General features: G+C 68.7%; 20 protein-coding genes, 2 tRNA genes and 1 riboswitch. Of the genes, 10 read left to right on the plus strand and 12 right to left on the minus strand.

Features of this window, described 5'->3' with window-relative positions; translation table 11 throughout:
• Nucleotides 1-11 precede the first annotated feature (11 nt).
• Complete coding sequence (gene leuC, locus HPO96_RS26540; protein ID WP_171677061.1) at nt 12-1,442, minus strand: 3-isopropylmalate dehydratase large subunit; 1,431 nt, start codon at nt 1,440-1,442, stop codon at nt 12-14.
• 145 nt (nt 1,443-1,587) lie between these two features.
• On the opposite strand from leuC, the gene HPO96_RS26545 reads away from it, so the two are divergent.
• On the plus strand, nt 1,588-2,307 hold the full coding sequence (locus HPO96_RS26545; protein WP_012922430.1) for an IclR family transcriptional regulator: 720 nt from the start codon (nt 1,588-1,590) through the stop codon (nt 2,305-2,307).
• 213 nt (nt 2,308-2,520) lie between these two features.
• On the opposite strand, the gene HPO96_RS26550 is transcribed toward HPO96_RS26545, so the two are convergent.
• The 5 genes from HPO96_RS26550 to HPO96_RS26570 form a co-directional block, all read right to left on the minus strand.
• Nucleotides 2,521-2,596: transfer RNA gene (locus HPO96_RS26550), tRNA-Glu, on the minus strand.
• Between the two features lie 78 nt (nt 2,597-2,674).
• Nucleotides 2,675-2,746, minus strand: a tRNA-Gln gene (locus tag HPO96_RS26555).
• Nucleotides 2,747-2,864: 118 nt separating this feature from the next.
• On the minus strand, nt 2,865-3,761 hold the full coding sequence (locus HPO96_RS26560; RefSeq protein ID WP_171677062.1) for a CPBP family intramembrane glutamic endopeptidase: 897 nt from the start codon (nt 3,759-3,761) through the stop codon (nt 2,865-2,867).
• Nucleotides 3,761-5,296, minus strand: a complete 1,536-nt coding sequence (gltX, locus tag HPO96_RS26565; RefSeq protein WP_171677063.1) for a glutamate--tRNA ligase — start codon at nt 5,294-5,296, stop codon at nt 3,761-3,763. Before gltX ends, HPO96_RS26560 begins: the two co-directional genes overlap by 1 nt.
• On the minus strand, nt 5,289-6,077 hold the full coding sequence (locus HPO96_RS26570; protein ID WP_171677064.1) for a fumarylacetoacetate hydrolase family protein: 789 nt from the start codon (nt 6,075-6,077) through the stop codon (nt 5,289-5,291). Before HPO96_RS26570 ends, gltX begins: the two co-directional genes overlap by 8 nt.
• 42 nt (nt 6,078-6,119) lie before the next feature.
• On the opposite strand from HPO96_RS26570, the gene HPO96_RS26575 reads away from it, so the two are divergent.
• The 9 genes from HPO96_RS26575 (at nt 6,120) to HPO96_RS26615 (ending at nt 16,185) form a co-directional block, all read left to right on the plus strand.
• Complete coding sequence (locus tag HPO96_RS26575) at nt 6,120-6,602, plus strand: GNAT family N-acetyltransferase (protein WP_171677065.1); 483 nt, start codon at nt 6,120-6,122, stop codon at nt 6,600-6,602.
• Nucleotides 6,599-7,453, plus strand: coding sequence for a 3-methyladenine DNA glycosylase (locus HPO96_RS26580; RefSeq protein ID WP_171677066.1), 855 nt, complete (start codon nt 6,599-6,601; stop codon nt 7,451-7,453). Before HPO96_RS26575 ends, HPO96_RS26580 begins: the two co-directional genes overlap by 4 nt.
• A gap of 9 nt (nt 7,454-7,462) precedes the next feature.
• Nucleotides 7,463-7,657 (plus strand): hypothetical protein, encoded by a 195-nt coding sequence (locus tag HPO96_RS26585; protein ID WP_171677067.1) that lies wholly within the window; start codon nt 7,463-7,465, stop codon nt 7,655-7,657.
• A gap of 55 nt (nt 7,658-7,712) precedes the next feature.
• Entirely contained in the window at nt 7,713-9,623 is a 1,911-nt protein-coding gene (locus HPO96_RS26590; protein ID WP_337796820.1) for a potassium transporter Kup, read from the plus strand.
• 77 nt (nt 9,624-9,700) lie between these two features.
• Nucleotides 9,701-10,282: a DinB family protein gene (locus HPO96_RS26595; protein ID WP_171677068.1), complete on the plus strand. Its 582-nt coding sequence runs from the start codon at nt 9,701-9,703 to the stop codon at nt 10,280-10,282.
• A gap of 57 nt (nt 10,283-10,339) precedes the next feature.
• A riboswitch (cobalamin riboswitch) is annotated at nt 10,340-10,453 on the plus strand.
• A 134-nt stretch (nt 10,454-10,587) separates the two neighbouring features.
• Nucleotides 10,588-13,479: a ribonucleoside-diphosphate reductase subunit alpha gene (locus tag HPO96_RS26600; RefSeq protein ID WP_337796821.1), complete on the plus strand. Its 2,892-nt coding sequence runs from the start codon at nt 10,588-10,590 to the stop codon at nt 13,477-13,479.
• Entirely contained in the window at nt 13,476-14,543 is a 1,068-nt protein-coding gene (locus tag HPO96_RS26605) for a ribonucleotide-diphosphate reductase subunit beta (RefSeq protein ID WP_171677070.1), read from the plus strand. The genes HPO96_RS26600 and HPO96_RS26605 overlap by 4 nt, the downstream gene beginning before the upstream one ends.
• 143 nt (nt 14,544-14,686) lie before the next feature.
• Nucleotides 14,687-15,625 (plus strand): oxidoreductase, encoded by a 939-nt coding sequence (locus HPO96_RS26610; protein WP_171677071.1) that lies wholly within the window; start codon nt 14,687-14,689, stop codon nt 15,623-15,625.
• Nucleotides 15,625-16,185 (plus strand): TetR/AcrR family transcriptional regulator, encoded by a 561-nt coding sequence (locus HPO96_RS26615; RefSeq protein WP_171677072.1) that lies wholly within the window; start codon nt 15,625-15,627, stop codon nt 16,183-16,185. Before HPO96_RS26610 ends, HPO96_RS26615 begins: the two co-directional genes overlap by 1 nt.
• On the opposite strand, the gene HPO96_RS26620 is transcribed toward HPO96_RS26615, so the two are convergent.
• From HPO96_RS26620 to HPO96_RS26645, 6 genes are all read right to left on the minus strand, one after another.
• Nucleotides 16,178-16,444, minus strand: a complete 267-nt coding sequence (locus tag HPO96_RS26620; RefSeq protein ID WP_171677073.1) for a hypothetical protein — start codon at nt 16,442-16,444, stop codon at nt 16,178-16,180. The two genes, HPO96_RS26615 and HPO96_RS26620, sit on opposite strands and share 8 nt — an antisense overlap.
• On the minus strand, nt 16,441-18,030 hold the full coding sequence (cimA, locus tag HPO96_RS26625; protein WP_171677074.1) for a citramalate synthase: 1,590 nt from the start codon (nt 18,028-18,030) through the stop codon (nt 16,441-16,443). Before cimA ends, HPO96_RS26620 begins: the two co-directional genes overlap by 4 nt.
• Nucleotides 18,031-18,240: 210 nt before the next feature.
• Entirely contained in the window at nt 18,241-18,582 is a 342-nt protein-coding gene (locus HPO96_RS26630; RefSeq protein ID WP_171677075.1) for a hypothetical protein, read from the minus strand.
• A gap of 88 nt (nt 18,583-18,670) precedes the next feature.
• The gene (locus HPO96_RS26635) at nt 18,671-19,759 is read right to left on the minus strand and encodes a branched-chain amino acid aminotransferase (protein WP_171677076.1); all 1,089 of its coding nucleotides are present in this window, start codon (nt 19,757-19,759) and stop codon (nt 18,671-18,673) included.
• A gap of 41 nt (nt 19,760-19,800) precedes the next feature.
• Nucleotides 19,801-20,850: a 3-isopropylmalate dehydrogenase gene (locus tag HPO96_RS26640; protein WP_171677077.1), complete on the minus strand. Its 1,050-nt coding sequence runs from the start codon at nt 20,848-20,850 to the stop codon at nt 19,801-19,803.
• Entirely contained in the window at nt 20,847-21,026 is a 180-nt protein-coding gene (locus tag HPO96_RS26645; RefSeq protein ID WP_171676903.1) for a hypothetical protein, read from the minus strand. The genes HPO96_RS26640 and HPO96_RS26645 overlap by 4 nt, the downstream gene beginning before the upstream one ends.
• Nucleotides 21,027-21,117 lie beyond the last annotated feature (91 nt).

Raw genomic sequence — 21,117 nt, forward strand, 5'->3', positions numbered from 1 at the left:
TTCTCTGCTCCTCAGACGTTCTCGGGGACGACGACGTCGACCGGCTCGAGGTCGGCGGGCGCGGCCAGCGTGCCCGTGACCGCGGTCGCCGCGGCGACCAGCGGGGAGACCAGGTGGGTGCGGCCGCCCTTGCCCTGGCGTCCTTCGAAGTTGCGGTTCGAGGTGGAGGCGCTGCGCTCACCCGGGGCCAGCGTGTCCGGGTTCATCCCCAGGCACATCGAGCAGCCCGCGCCGCGCCACTCGGCGCCGGCGTCCTTGAAGATCGCGTCCAGGCCCTCGGCCTCGGCCTGCAACCGGACCCGGCCCGAGCCCGGGACGACGAGCATCCGGGTGCCCTCGGCAACCTTCCGCCCGGCCAGCACGCCGGCCGCGGCCCGCAGGTCCTCGATCCGGCCGTTGGTGCAGGAGCCCAGGAAGACGGTGTCGACCTTGATCTCGCGCAGCGGCGTCCCGGCGGTCAGCCCCATGTACTCCAGCGCGCGCTCGGCCGCGACCTTGTCGGTCTCGGTCTCGAAGTCGTCCGGCGACGGGACATTGGCCGACAGCGGCAGCCCCTGCCCCGGGTTGGTGCCCCAGGTGACGAACGGCGCGATGTCCTCGGCGCGGATGACGACCTCGCGGTCGAACGCCGCGTCGGCGTCCGTGGCCAGGCTCTTCCAGTACTCGACGGCGGCTTCCCAGTCGGCGCCCTGCGGCGCGTGCGGCTTGTCCTTCAGGTACTCGAAGGTCGTCTCGTCCGGCGCGATCATGCCGGCCTTTGCGCCCCACTCGATCGACATGTTGCAGATCGTCATCCGGGCTTCCATCGACAGCGCGCGGATCGCCTCGCCGCGATACTCGACGATGTAACCCTGGCCGCCGCCGGTGCCGACCTGCGCGATCAGCGCGAGCACCAGGTCCTTGGCGGAGACGCCGTCCGGCAGGACGCCGTCGACGGTGACGGCCATCGTCTTCGGGCGGGCCTGCATCAGCGTCTGGGTGGCCAGCACGTGCTCGACCTCGCTGGTGCCGATGCCGAAGGCAATCGCGCCGAACGCGCCGTGCGTGGAGGTGTGGCTGTCACCGCAGACCACGGTCATCCCGGGCTGGGTCAGGCCGAGCTGCGGGCCGATCACGTGCACGACGCCCTGGTCCGGGTCGCCGAGGGTGTGGATCCGGATCCCGAACTCCTTGGCGTTCTTGCGCAGCGTGTCGACCTGCGTGCGCGAGACCGGGTCCGCGATCGGCTTGTCCACATCGAACGTCGGGACGTTGTGGTCCTCGGTCGCGATGGTGAGATCCGGGCGACGCACCGGCCGGTTCGCCAGCCGCAAGCCGTCGAAAGCCTGTGGACTGGTCACCTCATGAACAAGGTGGAGGTCGATGTAGAGGAGGTCGGGCTCACCGTCTGCTCGGCGCACCACATGCGCATCCCAGACCTTTTCCGACAACGTCCTACCCATCAGACTCGCTCCTTTAGATACTTGTCCCACCCCGCCGCCCCGAACGGTGAGGTTTGCTGTGGTGTGAGTGCTCTCGCTCACAGTGCGCTCGATCGAGGCTGCGAAGCGACTTGCGTTCCACGATTCGAGACGGCAATATCGTCTCATGGACAACTCTAGCGGAGTCGGCGTGCTCGACAAAGCAGCTCTCGTTCTGTCCGCACTCGAATCCGGGCCGGCGACCCTGGCCGGACTCGTGGCGGCGACGGGGCTCGCGCGACCGACGGCACACCGGCTGGCGGTCGCTCTCGAGCACCACCGGCTCGTCGGTCGCGACATGCAGGGACGCTTCGTGCTCGGCCCGCGACTGAGTGAGTTGGCCTCGGCCGCCGGTGAGGACCGGCTGCTCGCCACCGCCGGCCCGGTGCTCGCGCGGCTGCGCGACATCACCGGCGAATCGGCGCAGCTGTTCCGCCGCCAGGGCGAGTACCGCGTCTGCGTCGCCGCCGCCGAGCGGCCGTCCGGTCTGCGCGACACCGTCCCGGTCGGCAGCCAGCTGACCATGGCGGCCGGGTCGGCTGCCCAAATACTGCTTGCGTGGGAGGACCCGGAGCGCATGCACCGCGGTCTGCACAACGCGACCTTCAACGCCGCCGCGCTGGCCGGCGTCCGCCGCCGCGGCTGGGCGCACTCGGTCGGCGAACGCGAACAAGGTGTCGCCTCGGTCTCGGCGCCCGTCCGCTCCCCCAGCGGCAAGGTCATCGCCGCCGTCTCGGTCTCCGGCCCGATCGAGCGGCTCTCCCGGCAACCCGGCCGCATGCACGCCCCCGCCGTGATGGCCGCCGCCGAGCGCCTCTCCGAGGCTCTGCGCCGCGCCTCCGAGTAACCGCATTTCGCTGGTAGACCAGCCAACTCGGGGGTTCTCCACCGTGCCTCACGGTGCAGGACCCCCGATTTGCGTGGTGGACCAGCCAAACGAGGGCCGCGCCACGCACATGAGCGTGGCCAACCCCCGATTTGCGTGGTGGACCAGGGAAATGGGGTGAGAGGGCTGGGTAAACGACAGCGCCTCCCACCGGAGGTGGGAGGCGCTTTTCTCTGGTAGCCCCGACGGGATTCGAACCCGCGCTACCGCCTTGAGAGGGCGGCGTGCTAGGCCGCTACACAACGGGGCCAGAGTTTTTGCCGACCGGCCTTGCGGGCCGGGCAACGAGGTTGAACTTTACCGATTTTCTTCGGTGCGGTCCAATCCGCTGGGGTACTAGGACTCGAACCTAGACTAACTGAACCAGAATCAGACGGGCTGCCAATTACCCCATACCCCAAAGGCATTTCACTGAGCTGGAGAGTTTGTTCCCGCCCTCACCAACCCGGCTCGGAGAGCTTACCCGAGCCAGGCGCGAGACACCAAAACGGCCCCCGCCGGGCGCGTTGTCACTCCCGTCACATCAGCCTCGAACCCGGGAGCGGCAGTCTTGCCAGCGGCAGTTCGCTGACGGTTTCGAGCCGCTGCCGGCGGGCCAGCCAGACCGCGAGCGCGCCGAACGCGGCGAACTTCGCGATATCGAGAATCACCAACGACCATGGGGCGCTCGAGGCGCCGAGGCTGGAGCCGACCGAGTCGGTCAGGGCGGCGTAGATGAACGTGACGACGTTGTTCATCACGTGCACCGCGATCGGCGCCTCGATACCGCCGGTCAGGATCGCGAGGACGCCGGCGACCACCCCGAACGCGAAGCGGTCGAGGAACAACGGCAGGCTCTCCCACGGCCAGACGCCGTGCGCCATCGTGAACAGGATCGTCGTGACCAGCACGATCACGATCGGGCTGCGGACCAGCGCGCCCGCGGCCTGCAGCAGGTAGCCGCGGAAGAAGAACTCCTCGGCGGCAGCCTGGATCGGCGACGTCAGCAGGACGACGGCGATGATGCCGACCGCGTCCGGCGCGAGGCTGAACTTGTTGTCGTGCAGCAGCGTGACGAGGCCGAGTTTGATCACCAGCAGCGAGAGCAGCTCGCAGACGAGCGCCGCGACGGTGAACCAGAGCAACGGCCTCCAGCGCAGCCGGCCGACGACCGAGGACAGCAACCCCGGCGTCTGCCGGTTCAGCAGCCGGGCCACGACGATGCTGAGCGGGATCAGCGAAATCAGGTAGAGGTTCGTGGCCAGCAACGTGATCCAGGACGTCGTACCCGGCGGGTCGATCCGGATCGCCCGGGCGGCGCTGAGCACGATGATGCCCCAGACCGCCCAGCCGACGAAGATCGTCAGCGCGCCGAGGACGACGTACCCCCGCGGCACGACCTCGTTCCGCAGCAGCCGTTGGTACGGCGTACTCATCAGTGCTCCACCACCTTCGCGAGGGCCTGCTCGATCCGGCGCAGGGACACGTCCCGCCCGAGCAGCTCCAACGACTCGAACAAGGGCGGCGACACCCGCCGCCCGGAGATCGCGACCCGGACCGGGCCGAACGCGTGCTTGGGTTTGAGGCCGAGCCCGTCGACGAGCGCGGAGCGCAGCGCGGTCTCGATCGCCGCCGTCGTCCAGTCGACCTCCGCGAGCGCTTTGGCCGAGGCCGTCAGGACAGCGCCCGCGTCGCCGGTCAGCACCTTGGCCGCGGCGTCCGGGGCGATCTTCAGCTGCGTGCCGGCGAACAGGAAGCCGAGCAGCTCGGCGGCCTCGCCGAGCGCGTCCATGCGCTCCTGCACGAGCGGGACGGCGGCCCGCAGCACGGCGAGCTGGTCGGCGCTGGGCTCGGCCGGGAGATAGCCGGCCGCGACCAGGAACGGCAGCGTGCGCGCGGCGAACTCATCGGGCGGCAGCATCCGCATGTGGGCGGCGTTGATCGCCTCGCACTTCTGCTGGTCGAAGCGCGCCGCGTTCGAGTTCACCTTGCGGATGTCGAAGGCCTCGATCATCTCCGCCATCGTGAACACGTCGCGATCGTCCGCGATCGACCAGCCGAGCAGGGCCAGGTAGTTCAGCAGGCCCGCGGGCAGGAAGCCCTGCGTCCGGTACTCGTCCAGGCCGGCGCCGATATCGCGTTTGGACAGCTTCTTGTTGCCCTCGGGGCCCATCACCATCGGCAGATGACCGAACCGCGGCGTCCGGCCGCTGCCGATACCGATCTCGGCGAGCGCCGCGTAGAGCGCGATCTGCCGCGGTGTCGACGACAGCAGGTCCTCGCCGCGGAGCACATGGGTGATGTTCATCAGCGCGTCGTCGACCGGGTTCACCAGCGGGTAGAGCGGGTAGCCGTTCGCGCGGACCAGCACGTAGTCGCCGAGGTTCTCGGGCAGGAAGGTGATCTCGCCGCGGACCAGGTCGTCGAACACGATCGGCCGGTCCGGCATCCGGAGCCGGACGACGGGCCGGCGGCCGGCATCGGCGTACGCCTTGGAGTTCTCGGGGGTGAGCTCGCGGCAGTGGCCGTCGTACCCGCTGGGGCGGCCCTCCTCGCGGGCGGTCTCGCGGCGCTCGTCGAGCTCGTCCTGGGAGCAGTAGCAGTGGTAGGCCTTGCCGGCCGCCATCAGCTTGGCGACGACGTCGGCGTACACCTCCATCCGCTCGGACTGCAGGTACGGGCCGAAGTCGCCGCCGGCTTCGGGGCCTTCGTCCCAGGTGAGGCCGAGCCAGCGCAGCGACTCCAGCGTGTAGCCGAGCGCCTCAGGAGTGTTCCGGGCCTGGTCGGTGTCCTCGATCCGGAGCACCAGCTTGCCGCCGAAGTGCCGGGCGAAGGCCCAGTTGAACAAGGCGCTGCGAATGTTGCCGACGGTCAGCAGGCCGGTCGGCGACGGTGGGAACCGCACGCGGACCTCAGCCGGCGCCAACTCTCCCAGGACGTCTTTGTCACCGGGAGCGGGCCTTTCAGTCACGCACGATCACCCTGTTCGTCAGGGCGCCGAGGCCTTCGATCTCGACCGAGACCTCGTCACCGGGCAGCATCGGCCCGACGCCGGCCGGCGTCCCGGTGAGGACGACGTCACCGGGCAGCAGCGTGGTGAACGAGGTGATCCAGGCCAGCACCTCGGGGATGTCGAAGATGAACTGCGACGTCCGGCCGTCCTGTTTGAGCTCGCCGTTGACGTGGGTGGTGACGCGCAGGTCGGCCGGGTCCAGATCGGTCTCGATCCAGGGGCCGAGCGGGCAGAACGTGTCGTAGCCCTTGGCGCGGGCCCACTGCCCGTCGGTCTTCTGCAGGTCGCGCGCGGTGACGTCGTTACCGATCGTGTAACCGAAGATCACCTCTTCGGCGCGCTCCTTGGGCAGATCGCGGCAGATCCGGCCGATCACGATGCCCAGCTCGCCCTCGAACTGCAGATCGTTGGTCTGCTCGGGGTAGACGATGCCGTCCCGCGGGCCGATCACGCTGGTGTTCGGCTTCAGGAAGATCATCGGCTGAGTGGGGACGTCGTTACCCAGCTCGGCGGCGTGCGCGGCGTAGTTGCGGCCGACGCAGACCACCTTGCTGCGCGGGATCACCGGAGCCAGCAGCCGGACGTCGGCCAGCTGCAGCTTCTCCCCGGTGAACTGCACGGGCCGGTAGAGCGGGTCGGAGTCGAGTACGGCGACCGTACCCGTCAGGCCCTCGGGGTCATCGGTCTCGACGACGCCGTACTTGGGCTCGTCGTCCACGGAGAATCTGGCGATACGCACGGGCCCGAGCCTACCGTCGTCACAGTCTGAGACAGTGGTGCGGTGACAACGACCATCCGCCCGGCCCGCCCGGAGGAGTACGACGCCGTCGGCGAGCTGACGGTGGCGGCGTACCAGCACGACGGCTTCGTTCGCGGTGAGTACGCGATGACGCTGCGTGCTGCCGCGGACCGTGCCGCGAGGGCCGAGCTGCTGGTCGCCGCTGATGCGTCGGGTCTGCTGGGCACTGTTACCTACTGCCCGCCCGGCTCGGTCTATCGCGAGATCGGGCAGGCCGACGAAGGCGAGTTCCGGATGCTCGGCGTCGCGGGCCGCGCTCGCGGGCTCGGCCTCGGCGCCGCGCTCACCGAGCACTGTATAGAACGGACGCGCGAGCTCGGTCTGCCCCGGATCGTGCTCAGCACCGCCGTCTACATGACCACCGCGCACCGGATCTACGAGCGCCTCGGCTTCACGCGGCTGCCCGAGCGCGACTGGTCCCCGGTCGCCGGGATCGACCTCTACGCCTACTCGCTGGACCTATGACTGTCATTCCCCTCGCACGCGCCGAGTGGGAGCCCTTGCAACGGACTCACACCGCGCGCGCCGACGCCCTCACCGAAGGTCATCTCGAGCGCAAGCAGCGCCGCGAGGCGCACCCGGTCGAGGATTTCCTCTTCACCTACTACTCCACGCGCCCCAATCAATTGCGGTTCTGGCATCCCGGCCCCGGCGTCCAGCTGCTCGACGCCCCGGAGTACGCCGATCGCCGCGGCTATCTGTACGCCGACGGCGCGGCGACACTCGACCCGGCCGAGCTGGAGCGCCGTACCGACAGCATCACCTGGATCCGGCGGCTGCTCGCGGCGACGCTCGGCCGGCAACCCCAGTTCGGCTGTTTCGGGCTGCACGAGTGGGCGATGGTCTACCGGGCGGACGCCGTCCGGCACGAGAAGTGGCCGCTCCGATTAGGTGCCGAGGGCACCGATCGGGTCGTCGAGTCGCACAAGATCGGCTGTTCGCATTTCGACGCGTTCCGGTTCTTCACCGCCGAGGCGCGGCCGCTGAACGTGCTCCAACCGACCCGCGACGCGCAACCGCAGCTCGAACAGGGCGGCTGTCTCCACGCCAATATGGACCTCTACAAGTGGGCGACCAAGCTCTCCCCGTTCACCCCGAGCTCACTGGTCCTCGACTGTTTCGAGCTGGCCCGCGACATCCGCACTCTCGACATGCGCGCATCGCCGTACGATCTGACCGCCCTCGGCTACTCCCCCGTCGCGATCGAGACACCCGCCGGTAAGGCCGAGTACGCCGCCGCCCAGCGCACCTTCGCCACCCGCGCCCGTCCGCTCCGGGAACAGCTCGTCGCCCTCTGCGACGAGTTACTCGGCTAACCTCCCTGCATGGGAAAGATTCTGGCCATCGCGGCCGGCCTGTTGCTGACCGCACTCGGCGGCGTCTGGACGTTCCAGGGGCTCGGCTACCTGAAGGGCAGCTCGATGACCGGCTCCTCGTTCTGGGCGATCGTCGGGCCGATCGTCTCGGCGTTCGGCGTCGGCCTGCTGATCGTCGCGATTCGCGGTCCGCAGAAGCGCTGAAAGTCGTTGCCCTGGGCTCCACAATCGCGTCACGTGAGCGTGGTTCAATGCGAACGTGACGAGCCAGCTCGCGGGCGGGAAGACACCGGCAAAAGCCACCTTGATGATCGGCGCGCTGGGCGTCGTCTTCGGCGATATCGGCACCAGCCCGATCTACACGATCCAGACGATCTTCAACCCCGGTGACCCGCACCCGGTGGAGGTCGCGAACGAGAACGTCTTCGGGATCATCTCGCTGATCTTCTGGGCGGTCACGATCATCGTGACGATCAAGTACGTGCTGCTGGTGCTGCGCGCCGACAACCACGGCGAGGGCGGCATCCTGGCGATGATCACGCTCGTCGGCCGCGGCGGATCCAGCGGCCGCCGGGTCACCGTGATCCTGGCCGGGCTCGGCATCTTCGGCGCGTCGCTGTTCTTCGGCGACTCGATGATCACCCCGGCGATCTCGGTGCTGTCCTCGGTCGAGGGCCTGAAGGTGATCGAACCCGGCCTGGCGGACTGGGTGGTCCCGATCACCGCGGCGATCATCGTGCTGCTGTTCTCGGTGCAGCGCTACGGCACCGAGCGGATCGGCCGGTTGTTCGGGCCGGTGATGATCGTCTGGTTCAGCGCGATCGGGATCGCCGGTATCTCCGGGATCGTTCGGCACCCCGCGATTCTCGAAGCCCTGTCGCCGACGTACGCGATCGGCTACCTGACCGGCCACTTCGGCACGGCGTTCTTCGCACTCGCCGCGGTCGTGCTCGCGATCACCGGCGCCGAGGCGCTGTACGCCGACCTCGGCCACTTCGGCCGCAAGCCGATCACCCGGGCCTGGCTGTTCATGGTGTTCCCGGCCTGCATCCTCAGCTACCTCGGCCAAGGGGCGCTGGTGATCGAGGATCCGAACGGCTACACCAGCCCGTTCTTCCTGCTGGTGCCGGAGTGGGCCCGGATCCCGATGGTGGTACTGGCGACCGCCGCCACCGTGATCGCCTCGCAGGCGGTCATCACCGGCGCCTTCTCGGTCGCGTCGCAGGCCGTTCAGCTCGGTTATCTGCCGCGGCTGCGCATCAAGCACACCTCGAGCGAGGCGGCCGGCCAGATCTACGTCCCCTGGGTGAACTGGGCGCTGATGATCTCGGTCCTGACGCTGGTCTTCGCGTTCGAGACCTCGGCCGCACTCGCCTTCGCGTTCGGGATGGCCGTCACCGGCACGATCGTCATCAACTCGCTGCTGTTGTTCTACATCGCCCGCCACAACTGGAAATCGCCGCTGTGGCTGGTGATCCTCGGCGCTGCCGTCTTCCTCAGCGTCGAACTGCTCTTCCTGGGCGCGAACCTGACCAAGCTGGTGCACGGCGCCTGGCTGCCGCTGCTGATCGCGGTCACGGTGTTCACCGTCCTCACCACCTGGCAGCGCGGCCGGCAGCTCGTCACCGCCAAACGCGAGGAGAAAGAAGGCCCGCTCCGCGATTTCGTGAACGCGGTCCACGAGCACCCGCTGACCCGCGTCGACGGCACGGCCGTGTTCCTCAACCGCGGCAGCCGTACAGTTCCCCTGGCGTTGCGGCAGAACGTCGAGCACAATCACGTCCTGCACAAGAACGTGGTGATCCTGTCGATCGAGACCCTGACCGTCCCGCACGCCCCCGAAGGAGACCGGATCGTCATCGACGACCTGGGCTTCACCGACGACGGCATCATCCACGTCACCGCCCGCTTCGGCTACGTCGAGAACGCCAACGTGCCGGCCGTCCTGCACCAGGCGATGGAGCAGAGCAGCGAGCTGTCCGCGACCATCGACCAGGACACCTCCTACTTCCTCTCCGCCCTCGAACTCAAACTCGGCGACAACCCCGGCCTCCCCCGCTGGCGCAAACACCTCTTCCTCGCCACCACCGCCATCACCGCCGACGCCGCCGAGTACTTCGGCCTCCCCCGCGACCGCGTCGTCATCGTCGGCTCCCAAATCACCGTCTGACCCCGCACCCCGCATTGACTTCGTCTCCCCTCGCGAGCCACAATTCGAACACATGTTCGATCAGAGGGGAAATTGGCATGCCCGAGCCGTTCGACTGGGAGATTTTGCAGCGGCCGTCGGCGATGGCGATGGCGCGGGGGCAGCTGGGGTTCAGTTGGATGGTGCTGGCGGGGCGGTTGGCGCGGTTGACGGACGAGGAGTACTTCTGGCGGCCGGGTGGGGAGGCATTGAGTGTGGTGCGGCGGCATTACAGTGGCGGGTTCCGGTCGCTGGGGCGGGGTGAGTGGGTGGCGCAGTGGCCGGATGAGCCGGATCATCGGGGGCCGCGTACGATCGCGTGGCTGATCGCCCATCTGACCGAGACGTTCTTCGAGCGGTGGGAGTGGACGTTCGGGCCGAAACAGCAGAGCCGGGCCGACATCACCCTGCACGGGAACGCGCGGGATGCGGTGGCCTGGCTGACGTACTGGGTGGAGGCCTGGCAGGAGGGGATCGCGGGCCTGCCGGAGGATCAGGTGGCGACAGTGGGGCTGAGCCAGGCGACCGAGCTGGACGCCGGCGAGCCGTTCGGACACGTGGTGTTACGGCTCAACCGCGAGCTGATTCATCACGGATCAGAGATCATGACGTTACAGGATCTGTATGGCGCCGCCGCGTGAGAACCACATCATGTGCTGCACGGCGTGTCGGTTAACACTAGATGTTGTGGCCGCCTTAGAGTCTTCCTCGCTGGCGGTCAGGGGAATCCGGTGTAACTCCGGAGCTGCCCCGCAACGGTGAGCGGAGAAACTTCCGTAAGTCCGAGTACCTGCCGTCGGCGCGTGCACCGCCGGTGCACGCGGTCCGAGACCTCGAGGGCGGGTCGCAGGGCGCGATGGCAGCTACACCGGCCGGTGCTGTCCGTCTCGTCGTGCGCTTTCTCCCCCAGGGTCGCGGTCTTCCGAACGCGCAGGGAGAAGCTTCTGTGACCATCGCCTCCACATCCCGCTCGGCGGCCGACGCCGACGAGCGGAACCAGCTGACCGTCGTCCGCCGCGATGGAAGTACCACCGATTTCGACGCGACCAAGATCTCGGTCGCGGTCACCAAGGCGTTCCTGGCCGTCGAGGGCAACGAGGCCGGCGCCACCGACCGGGTCCGCGACCTGGTCACCGAACTGACCGGCCGGGTCGTCGACGCGCTGACCAGCCGCGGTGACGCGCGGCGCAGCATCCAGGTCGAGGACATCCAGGACCAGGTCGAGCTCGCTCTGATGCGCGCGGGAGAGCATCAGGTCGCCCGGGCCTACGTCCTGTACCGCGAGGAGCGGACCAAGGCGCGGACGCCGTCCGACGCCGCCGGGATCACCGAGAAGCCCGCGCTGTCGGTCCGCCAGGCCGACGGCAGCCGCGTCCCGCTGGACGTCGAGCGGCTGCGGGTGATCGTCGCCGAGGCCGCCGCCGGGCTGGACTCGGTCGACCCCGAGCAGATCCTGAACGAGACCATCGGCTCCTGCTACGACGGCATCGCGCAGCACGAGGTCGAGCTGGCGCTGGTGATGGCCGCCCGCTCGTACGTCGAGACCGAGCCGCAGTACAGCTTCGCCGCCGCCCGCCTGCTGCTGGACCAGATCCGCCGCGAGGCGCTCGGCCGCGTGCACGGCGAGCCGCGCCAGGCCAGCCAGGCCGACATGGCCACGGCGTACGCCGAGTACTTCCCGCGCTACATCCAGACCGGTATCGAGGCCGGCCTGCTCGACCCCGAGCTGGCCACCTTCGACCTGGCCAAGCTGGCCGCGGCGATCCGTCCCGAGCGCGACCTGAACTTCGCCTTCCTCGGCCTGCAGACCCTCTACGACCGCTACCTGCTCCACATCGACAAGGTGCGCTTCGAGCTGCCGCAGGCGTTCTTCCTGCGGGTCGCGATGGGGATGGCGCTGCGCGAGGACGACCGCGAGGCCCGCGCGATCCAGTTCTACGAGTTGCTCAGCTCGTTCCGGTTCATGTCGTCGACGCCGACGCTGTTCAACTCCGGCACCACCCGGCCGCAGCTGTCGTCGTGCTTCCTGACCACGGTGGACGACGACCTGTCCGGCATCTTCAACGGCATCCGCAACAACGCCCTGCTGGCCAAGTACTCCGGCGGCCTGGGCAACGACTGGACGCCGGTCCGTGGGATCGGCGCCAAGATCCGCGGCACCAACGGCGAGTCCCAGGGCGTCGTCCCGTTCCTGAAGATCGCGAACGACACGGCCGTCGCGGTCAACCAGGGCGGTAAGCGCAAGGGCGCCGTCTGCGCCTACCTCGAGACCTGGCACATGGATATCGAGGAGTTCCTCGACCTGCGCAAGAACACCGGTGACGAGCGCCGGCGGACGCACGACATGAACACCGCCAACTGGGTGCCCGACCTGTTCCTGCAGCGGGTCGAGGCCGACGGCCAGTGGACGCTGTTCTCCCCCGACGAGGTCCCGGACCTGCACGACAAGTTCGGCGCCGACTTCCAGACGGCGTACGAGGGGTACGAGGCGGCCGCCGAGCGCGGGGAGATCCGGGTCTTCCGCCGGGTCCGCGCACTCGACCTGTGGCGCCGGATGCTGACCGTGCTCTTCGAGACCGGCCACCCGTGGATCACCTTCAAGGACCCGTGCAACCTGCGCTCCCCGCAGCAGCACGACGGCGTCGTCCATTCGTCGAACCTGTGCACCGAGATCACGCTGAACACCACGATCGAGGAGACCGCGGTCTGCAACCTCGGCTCGGTCAACCTGGTCGCCCACCTGACCGAGACCGGTCTGGACGGCGAGCTGCTCCGCGACACCGTGAAGACCGCGGTCCGGATGCTCGACAACGTCATCGACGTGAACTTCTACACCACCCCGGAGTCGGAGCGCGCCAACCAGCGGCACCGCCCGGTCGGCCTCGGCCTGATGGGTTTCGCGGACGCGCTGTTCCAGCTCCGCATCCCCTACAGCTCCGACGCCGCCGTCCGCTTCGCCGACGAGTCGATGGAGCAGATCAGCTACCACGCGATCGACGCCTCCAGCGACCTCGCCGCCGAGCGCGGCCGCTACTCGACGTACGACGGCTCCCTGTGGAGCAAGGGCGTGCTGCCGATCGACTCGCTGGAGATCCTCCGGACGGCGCGCAACGGCGACGTCTTCCTGGACACCAGCTCGACCCTCGACTGGGCCGAGCTGCGCGCCAAGGTGCTCCGCGACGGGATGCGGAACTCGAACGTGATGGCGATCGCGCCGACCGCGACGATCTCCAACATCGCCGGCGTCAGCCAGTCGATCGAGCCGACGTACAGCAACCTGTTCGTGAAGTCGAACATGTCCGGTGAGTTCACCGTCGCGAACCCGTACCTGGTCGCCGACCTGAAGGCGCGCGGGCTGTGGGACCAGGTGATGGTCTCCGACCTCAAGTACCACGACGGCATCCTGACCAGCATCGACCGCGTCCCGGCCGACCTTCGCGAGCTGTACGCGACGGCGTTCGAGATCGACCCGCTGTGGCTGATCAAGGCCGCGTCGCGCCGGCAGAAGTGGATCGACCAGGCCCAGTCGCTGAACCTCTACATGGCGTCCCCGTCGGGCAAGGCGCTCGACGAGCTGTACCGCAACGCCTGGCGCTACGGGCTGAAGACGACGTACTACCTGCGCTCACAGTCGGCCACCCACGTGGAGAAGTCGACCCTGCAGGGCACCGACGGCAAGCTGAACGCCGTCTCCGCCACCATTGCGGCCGAGGTTCCGGCCGCTGTCCCGGCGATCGTCCCCGAGACCAAGCCCTCGGCCATCGACGACACCCCGCTGGGCGAACCGACCGGAGCGATCTGCTCACTCGAAGACCCGGACTGCGAGGCCTGCCAGTGACCACCACCGACAACTCCACCGGCCTCGGCTCGATCTCGGTCGGCGCCGACCGGATCAACGTGTCCGACAAGGCGATGATCAACGCCCGGGCCGACGTCAACCAGCTGCTCCCGCTGAAGTACAAGTGGGCCTGGGAGAAGTACCTGAACGCCTGTAACAACCACTGGATGCCGACCGAGGTGTCCATGCAGGCCGATATCGCGCTCTGGAAGTCGAAGGACGGCCTCACCGAGGACGAGCGGCTGATGCTGAAGCGCAACCTGGGCTTCTTCGCCACCGCGGAGTCCCTGGTCGCGAACAACATCGTGCTGGCCGTCTACCGGCAGCTGACCAACCCCGAGTGCCGGCAGTACCTGCTCCGCCAGGCGTTCGAGGAGGCCGTGCACACGCACACCTTCCAGTACATCTGCACGTCGCTCGGGCTGGACGAGGGCGAGCTGTTCAACATGTACCGCGAGGTCCCGTCGATCTCCGACAAGGACGCCTGGGCGCTGAAGTACACCCAGCACCTCGAGGACCCGGACTTCAAGACCGGTACGCCGGAGTCCGACACCGCGTTCCTGCGCGACCTGATCGCCTTCTACGTGGTCTTCGAGGGCATGTGGTTCTACACCGGGTTCGCGCAGATCCTGTCGCTGGGCCGGCGGAACAAGATGGTCGGCATCGCCGAGCAGTACCAGTACATCCTGCGCGACGAGTCGATCCACCTGAACTTCGGCATCGACTGCATCAACCAGATCAAGCAGGAGAACCCGCACCTGTGGACGGAGGCCTTCCAGGCCGAGGTCCGCCAGATGCTCACCGACGCCTGCGCGCTCGAGGTCGCCTACGGCCGCTCCACGATGCCGAACGGCATGCTCGGCCTGACCGCCGAGCTCTGCGAGCAGTACATGCACTTCATCACCGACCGCCGGGCCGAGCAGATCGGCCTCGCGCCGATCTTCGGCGAGACCCGCAACCCGTTCGGCTGGATGTCCGAAGTCATGGACCTCAAGAAGGAGAAGAACTTCTTCGAGACCCGCGTCATCGAGTACCAGTCGTCCACCGGCCTCAGCTGGGACTAGCGACAAGACAACCCGTCGGCGGCAGCCCTGTCTGCCGACGGGTGAGGGGTCGGACGGTGCCCGCCGTCCGGCCCCGTTCTGTTGTCCGGCCGCGTGTGCTAGATTGAATGAACGTTCATTCGGCGAGTGATACGAGGTGTGCGATGGGCTGGAGCACGAGCGACATTCCGGAGCAGAGCGGGCGGACGGCGGTGGTCACGGGCGCCAATGGCGGGCTCGGGCTGGTGACTGCGCGGGAGCTGGCGGCGAAGGGGGCGCATGTGGTGATGGCGGTGCGCAACCAGCAGAAGGCCGCTGCGGCGGTCGAGGAGATCCGGGCCGCGGTGCCTGATGCGTCGCTGGAGCTGGTTGCGCTCGATCTGTCCGCGCAGGAGTCGGTGCGCACGGCGGCTGCGCAGATCCTCGACACGCACGGCAGCATCGATCTGCTGATCAACAACGCGGGTGTGATGGCGATCTCCGAGGCGCGGACGGTCGACGGTTTCGAGATGCAGTTCGGCGTCGATCACCTGGGGCACTGGAGCCTGACAGCGCTCCTGCTCCCGGCGTTGCTGCGGACACCGGGCTCCCGCGTGGTCACCGTGACGAGCACGGCTCACCACATGGGCCGCGCCGTCGACGTGGACAACCCGCATCTCGACGGCCGCTATGGCGCTTGGCGCGCGTACGGCCAGGCGAAACTCGCGAACTTCCACTTCGGGCTCGGCCTGCAGCGCGAGCTGACCCGGGCGGGCGCGCTGACGACCAGTCTGATCGCCCATCCAGGCCTGTCCGACACCGACCTGCAGTCGGTCAGCGTCGCGGGCTCGGGCGGCGGCGTCACGCAACGGTTCGCCCACGCGATGACGCGGCGGACCGGCATGTCCGCGGCCGACGGCGCGCTGCCCCAGTTGCGCGCGGCAACCGACCCGGCGGCCAAGGGCGGCGAGTTCTACGGCCCGCTGTTCGTGAACAACGGCGCGCCGGTCCGCAAGCCGGTGCTGCGCCGGCTCGGGATGAACCAGGCCATCGCGAAGCTCTGGGCCGTCTCCGAGCGCGAGACCGGTATCGCGCTCGACGTCTCCACCCCGGCCGGAGCATGATGGCCGACCGGGCGGCCGCCGTCCGGACCGCGATGCGAACTGTTGTCGCGCGCAACGGATTCCACGGCGCATCGATGAGCGCTGTGGCGCGTGAAGCGGGTGTCGCGACCGGGACGGCGTACACCTACTACGCATCCAAGGACGACGTCGTCCTCGCCGCCTACAGCGAGACCAAGGCCGAGCTCGGCGCCGCGGCGATCGCGGACGTCGATCCGCAACTGCCCGTCGATCAGCGGTTCCGCGCGCTCTGGCTGGCCTGCTACCGGCACCTGCAGGCCAACCCGGCGCATGCCCAGTTCCTCTTACAGGTCGAGCATTCGCCGTACCGTGCGCCCGCGCACGAAGCCGCGCTCAGCAACGCCGACGACCCGCTCCTGACCGAGGTCGGCCGTGAGGACATCGCCGCGCGGCTGCAGCCACTGCCGGTGGATGTGCTCTACGAGCTGTCCCTCAGCCCGGCCGTCCGGCTCGCCGCGGGCGGCATCGAGCTGACGCCGGCGCAACTCGACGAGATCGCCGACGCCTGCTGGCGAGCCGTCAGCCGCCCCGACGTCAGCTGATCGTGACGTCCAGGACGCCGATCACCTTCTCCAGCCGGGCGGCGACCCGGCCGGCGTCGAAGCATCGATCGGTGCCTGCGACAACGATCCGGAGCGTTCGCTTCTCCAGGCAGAGCGCGAGCTCGCGGACGTTGTAGGGGTTGAGCAGGACGGCGATCCGCGCCAGCATCCCCTCGACCTCGACGACCTCGGCGGTGAAAACGGTGGTGACGGGGCCGGGGGCAACTACCTCGGCGGGTGCGACAGCGAGGGTGGTCATCGCGCTACCTCCTGGTGACGCAGCAGGCCGAAGGTGAATCCGTCCACGAGGGCCTCCCAGGAGGCTTCGACGATGTTGTGGCCGACGCCGACCGTCACCCACGACCCCTCGCCGTCGGCGGTCTCGATCAGGACTCTGATCACGGCGTCCGTCCCATGGCCCTGGTCGAGGATGCGGACCTTGTAGTCGACGAGCTCGAACTTGTTCACCGCCGGGTACGCGCGCTCGATCGCGGACCGCAGCGCGTGGTCGAGGGCGTTGACCGGGCCGTTGCCCTCACCGGTGACGACCTCCCGCTCCCCCGCGGCGACCAGTTTCACGGTCGCCTCCGAGACGGCCTCGCCGTCCGCGCGGGACTCGGTGATCACCCGCCAGGACTCGACGTCGAAGTACGACGTCCGCGCGCCGCTCACCTCCTCGGTGAGCAGCAGCGAGAACGACGCGTCCGCGGCCTCGAACGTGTAGCCGCGGGACTCCATCTCCTTGACCCGCTCGGTGACCCGGCCGACCACGTCGCGGTCGTCGCCGAGCTCGAACCCCAGCTCGCGGCCCTTGAGCTCGATACTCGCCCGGCCGGCCATCTCCGAGACGAGCATCCGCATGTCGTTGCCGACCCGGGCCGGATCCGTGTGCTGGTAGAGATCCGGATCGACCTTGATCGCGCTGGCGTGCAGCCCCGCCTTGTGGGCGAAGGCGGACAGACCGACGTACGGCGCCCTGTTCGAGGGCGGCACGTTCGTCACTTCGGCGATCGCGTGCGCGATCCGGAACGCGTCGGCGAGTTTGCCCGCCGGCAGCAGCTCCATCTCCCGCTTGAGCTCGAGGTTGGCCACGACCGCGAGCAGGTCGGCGTTCCCGGTGCGCTCGCCGTACCCGTTGATCGTGCCCTGGACGTGCGTCGCGCCGGCCTCGACCGCGGCGATCGAGTTCGCCACGGCGCAGCCGCCGTCGTTGTGGGCGTGGATGCCGAGCCGCGCGCCGGTGCTCTCCAGGACGTCGCGGACGACGTCCTGCAGCTCCCGCGGCAGCGTCCCGCCGTTGGTGTCGCAGAGGGCGACGACATCCGCGCCGGCCTCGGCCGAGACCCGGACGACCTCCAGCGCGTAGGCCCGGTTGGCGCGATAGCCGTCGAAGAAGTGCTCGGTGTCGAGGAAGACCCGCTGGCCGTGCTCGCGCAGGTGCCGGATCGTGTCGGCGACCATCCGCAGGTTCTCGTCCAGGGTGGTCCGCAGCGCCCGCTCGACGTGCGCGTCGTGGCTCTTGGCAACCAACGTCACGACCGCCGCTCCGGACTCGCGAAGCGCGGCCACCTGCGGGTCGTCGGCCGCGACCGCGCCCGGCTTACAGGTCGCGCCAAACGCGGCGAAGGTCGCGTTCCGCAGGTGCAGCTCGGTCCGCGCGCGCTCGAAGAACTCGGTGTCCTTCGGGACGGCACCCGGCCAGCCGCCCTCGATGAACCCGACGCCCAGGTCGTCCAGGTGCTGCGCAATCGCGAGCTTGTCGGCCACGGACAGCGCCAGACCCTCCTGCTGCGCACCGTCGCGCAGGGTCGTGTCATAGACGTGGAAGTCGTCCGAGATGCTCATGATCGAGGCCTTCCGGTGGGGCTGGCGAGTCCGAATCGGGCAAACAAAAAACCTCCCGCAAGGTGCGAGAGGTCTGCGCGCTCAGGTACTGCGGGCTGAGCGCGCCTAGGGAATAATCACCCGATAGCTGTTCATGACGTTTTGAAGTCTGCCACACAAAGTCCGTTCCGTGGCGCTGGCGTCTCGCATCACGAACATCCGGTACGCGTTTCAGTACTGCGGAGTAGCCCAGAGTTCAGACTCGTCCCAGGCGGCGTAGAAGTCCTCCCGGCTCAGCTCCCGCAACCCCCACGCCTCCCGATCGAGCGCCGTATCGGTCAGCATCCCTGCGTCATCCGCGACGCGCTGCCACCAGTACCGTGTGATCTCGCCGTCCTCCCGGACGCCGAGCTGCCGCACCACAACCCACTCCCGCTCGTGCCAAACGGCCTCGAACAACCAGTCCGTCCCGTCATCGGCCGCGCGCGCCCCGTACGTCCGCGGCGCCGTCCCCCGATCCAGCTCCCGAATCAGCTCCGCGTAGTACGTCTGGACATCCGGAAGGCTGCTCATGGCACCTGACCCTATCGGCGGGGGCTGAGAGGAAGCTGTGAAAGCAGAAACCTCCCCGGCAAGCACCGGGGAGGTTTCGGTGAACGGCTCAGCAGACGCGGGTCATCCAGTTGTGCGGGTCGGCGGCGCGGCCGTACTGGACGTCGAGGAGGGCGCTGCGGACGGCGGTGGTCACCGGGCCGCTGTTGCCGTCGGCCACCTGCACCTCGCCGTCCTTCCACTTCAAGGAGGCGACCGGGGTGATGACGGCGGCTGTGCCGCAGGCGAAGACCTCGCGGATCTTGCCGGACGCCGCGCCCTCGCGCCACTCGTCGACCGAGATCTTGCGCTCGGTCACCGGGTGACCGAGGTCGGTGACGAGTTTGAGGATGGAGTCCCGGGTGACGCCCTCGAGGATGGTGCCGGACAGCTCCGGCGTCACCACCGAGTTGTCGTCGAGGACGAAGTACAGGTTCATGCCACCGAGCTCTTCGACCCACTGCTTCTCGATCGCGTCCAGGAAGGCGACCTGGTCACAGCCCTGCTCGATCGCCTCGGCCTGGGCCAGCAGCGACGCGGCGTAGTTGCCGCCGGTCTTGGCCGCGCCCGTGCCACCGGGGGCCGCGCGGGTGTACTCCTCGCTCAGCCAGATCCGGACCGGCTTGACGCCGCCGCTGAAGTACGACCCGGCGGGTGACGCGATCACGCAGTACGTCACCTGGGCCGACGGGCGGACGCCGAGGAACGGATCCGACCCGAACATGAACGGGCGCAGGTAGAGCGACGTCTCGCCGCCGCTCGGCACCCAGGCCTGGTCCAGCTCGACGAGGCGGCGGACCGACTCCAGGAAGGCGGCCTCGGGCAGCTCCGGGAGCGCGAGCCGGCGGGCCGACTTCGCGAACCGGGCGGCGTTCGCCTCGGGGCGGAACAGGTGGATCGAGTCGTCGGGATGCCGGTAGGCCTTCATCCCCTCGAAGATGGTCTGGGCGTAGTGGAACACCGCGGTCGCCGGAGACAGCTCCAGCGGCCCGTAGGCGGTGATCCGCGCGTCGTGCCAGCCCTTGTCCTTGGTCCACGTGGCGATCGCCATGTGGTCGGAGAAGTTCTGCCCGAACCCCGGGTTCTCCAGGGTCTGGGCGCGCTGGTCGTCGCTGGCCGGTTGGGTGTTCGGCTCAACAAGGAACTCGAAGGCGCTCATGAGCGCACCGTACCTCTTGTTGGACTGGTCATGCGAGGCTCTCAGCCGGCCGCGCGCTTGGCGATCGCGTCGCCGATCTCGGCCGTCGTCCGGACGCTGCCGGTGCGCTCCTCGATATCCGCGGTGACGGCGTCCTCGATGGCGCGCGCCGCCGCGGGCAGGCCGAGGTGCTCCAGCAGCAGGGCCGCGGACAGGATCGCAGCGGTCGGGTCGGCCTTCTGCTGACCGGCGATATCCGGCGCGGAGCCGTGCACCGGCTCGAACATGCTCGGGGCCGTCCGGTCCGGGTTGATGTTGCCGCTGGCGGCCAGCCCGATCCCGCCGGAGATCGCCGCGGCCAGGTCGGTGATGATGTCGCCGAACAGGTTGTCGGTGACGATCACGTCGAAGCGGGCCGGGTCGGTGACCAGGAAGATGGTCGCCGCGTCCACGTGCAGGTAGTCGACCGCGATCTCGGGGAAGTCGGCCTTGACCTTCTCCACCGTCCGCGTCCACAGGTGACCGGCGTGCACGAGCACGTTGTTCTTGTGCACCAGCGTGAGCTTCTTCCGCGGCCGCGCCTGGGCCCGGGCGAACGCATCCCGGACGACGCGCTCGACGCCGTACGCCGTGTTCACCGACACCTCGGTCGCGATCTCGGCCGGCGTGCCGACCCGGAGCGCGCCGCCGTTGCCGACGTACGGGCCCTCGGTGCCCTCGCGGACGACGACGAAGTCGACCTCGCCCGGGTTCGCCAGCGGCGAGCCGACCGACGGGTAGATCTTCGAGGGCCGCAGGTTCACGTAGTGGTCGAGGGTGAAGCGGAGCTTGAGCAGCAGACCGCGCTCGAGGACGCCGGACGGGACGGTCGGGTCGCCGACGGCGCCGAGCAGGATCGCGTCGTGTTTGCGAATCTCCTCGAGCTCGGCGTCCGGCAGGGTCTCGCCGGTGGCGTGCCAGCGCTTCGCGCCGAGGTCGTACTCGGTCCGCTCGAACGTCACGCCGTGCTGCGCGGCCACCGCGTCGAGGACCTTGAGCGCCTCGGTGGTGACCTCCGGTCCGATCCCGTCCCCGGGAACGACGGCCAGCGTGAAGTTCTTGTTGTCGCTCACTTCTTGGGTTCTCCCCCGTTGTCGCGGCGGTTCATGGCCTCTTGGACAGCCTTGACCTCGGCACTCGCCGGGCGGGACGGCTTACGGCGGCGCGCCGCCTTCCGCTCGCGGCCGTCGATCGCGGGCCAATCGGCTGGATACATGTCGTACATGCTGCACTCTCCCCGGTTGGACATGGGCGGCAGGATGGGCCCGAATTTACTCTGGCATGCGACTATTTCGCCACAATGCGGGCATCTCATCCCGATATGTGAGATACCGGTGCAG

Origin of the sequence: Kribbella sandramycini (genome assembly GCF_013131805.1) — a bacterium.
GTDB lineage: Bacteria > Actinomycetota > Actinomycetes > Propionibacteriales > Kribbellaceae > Kribbella > Kribbella sandramycini.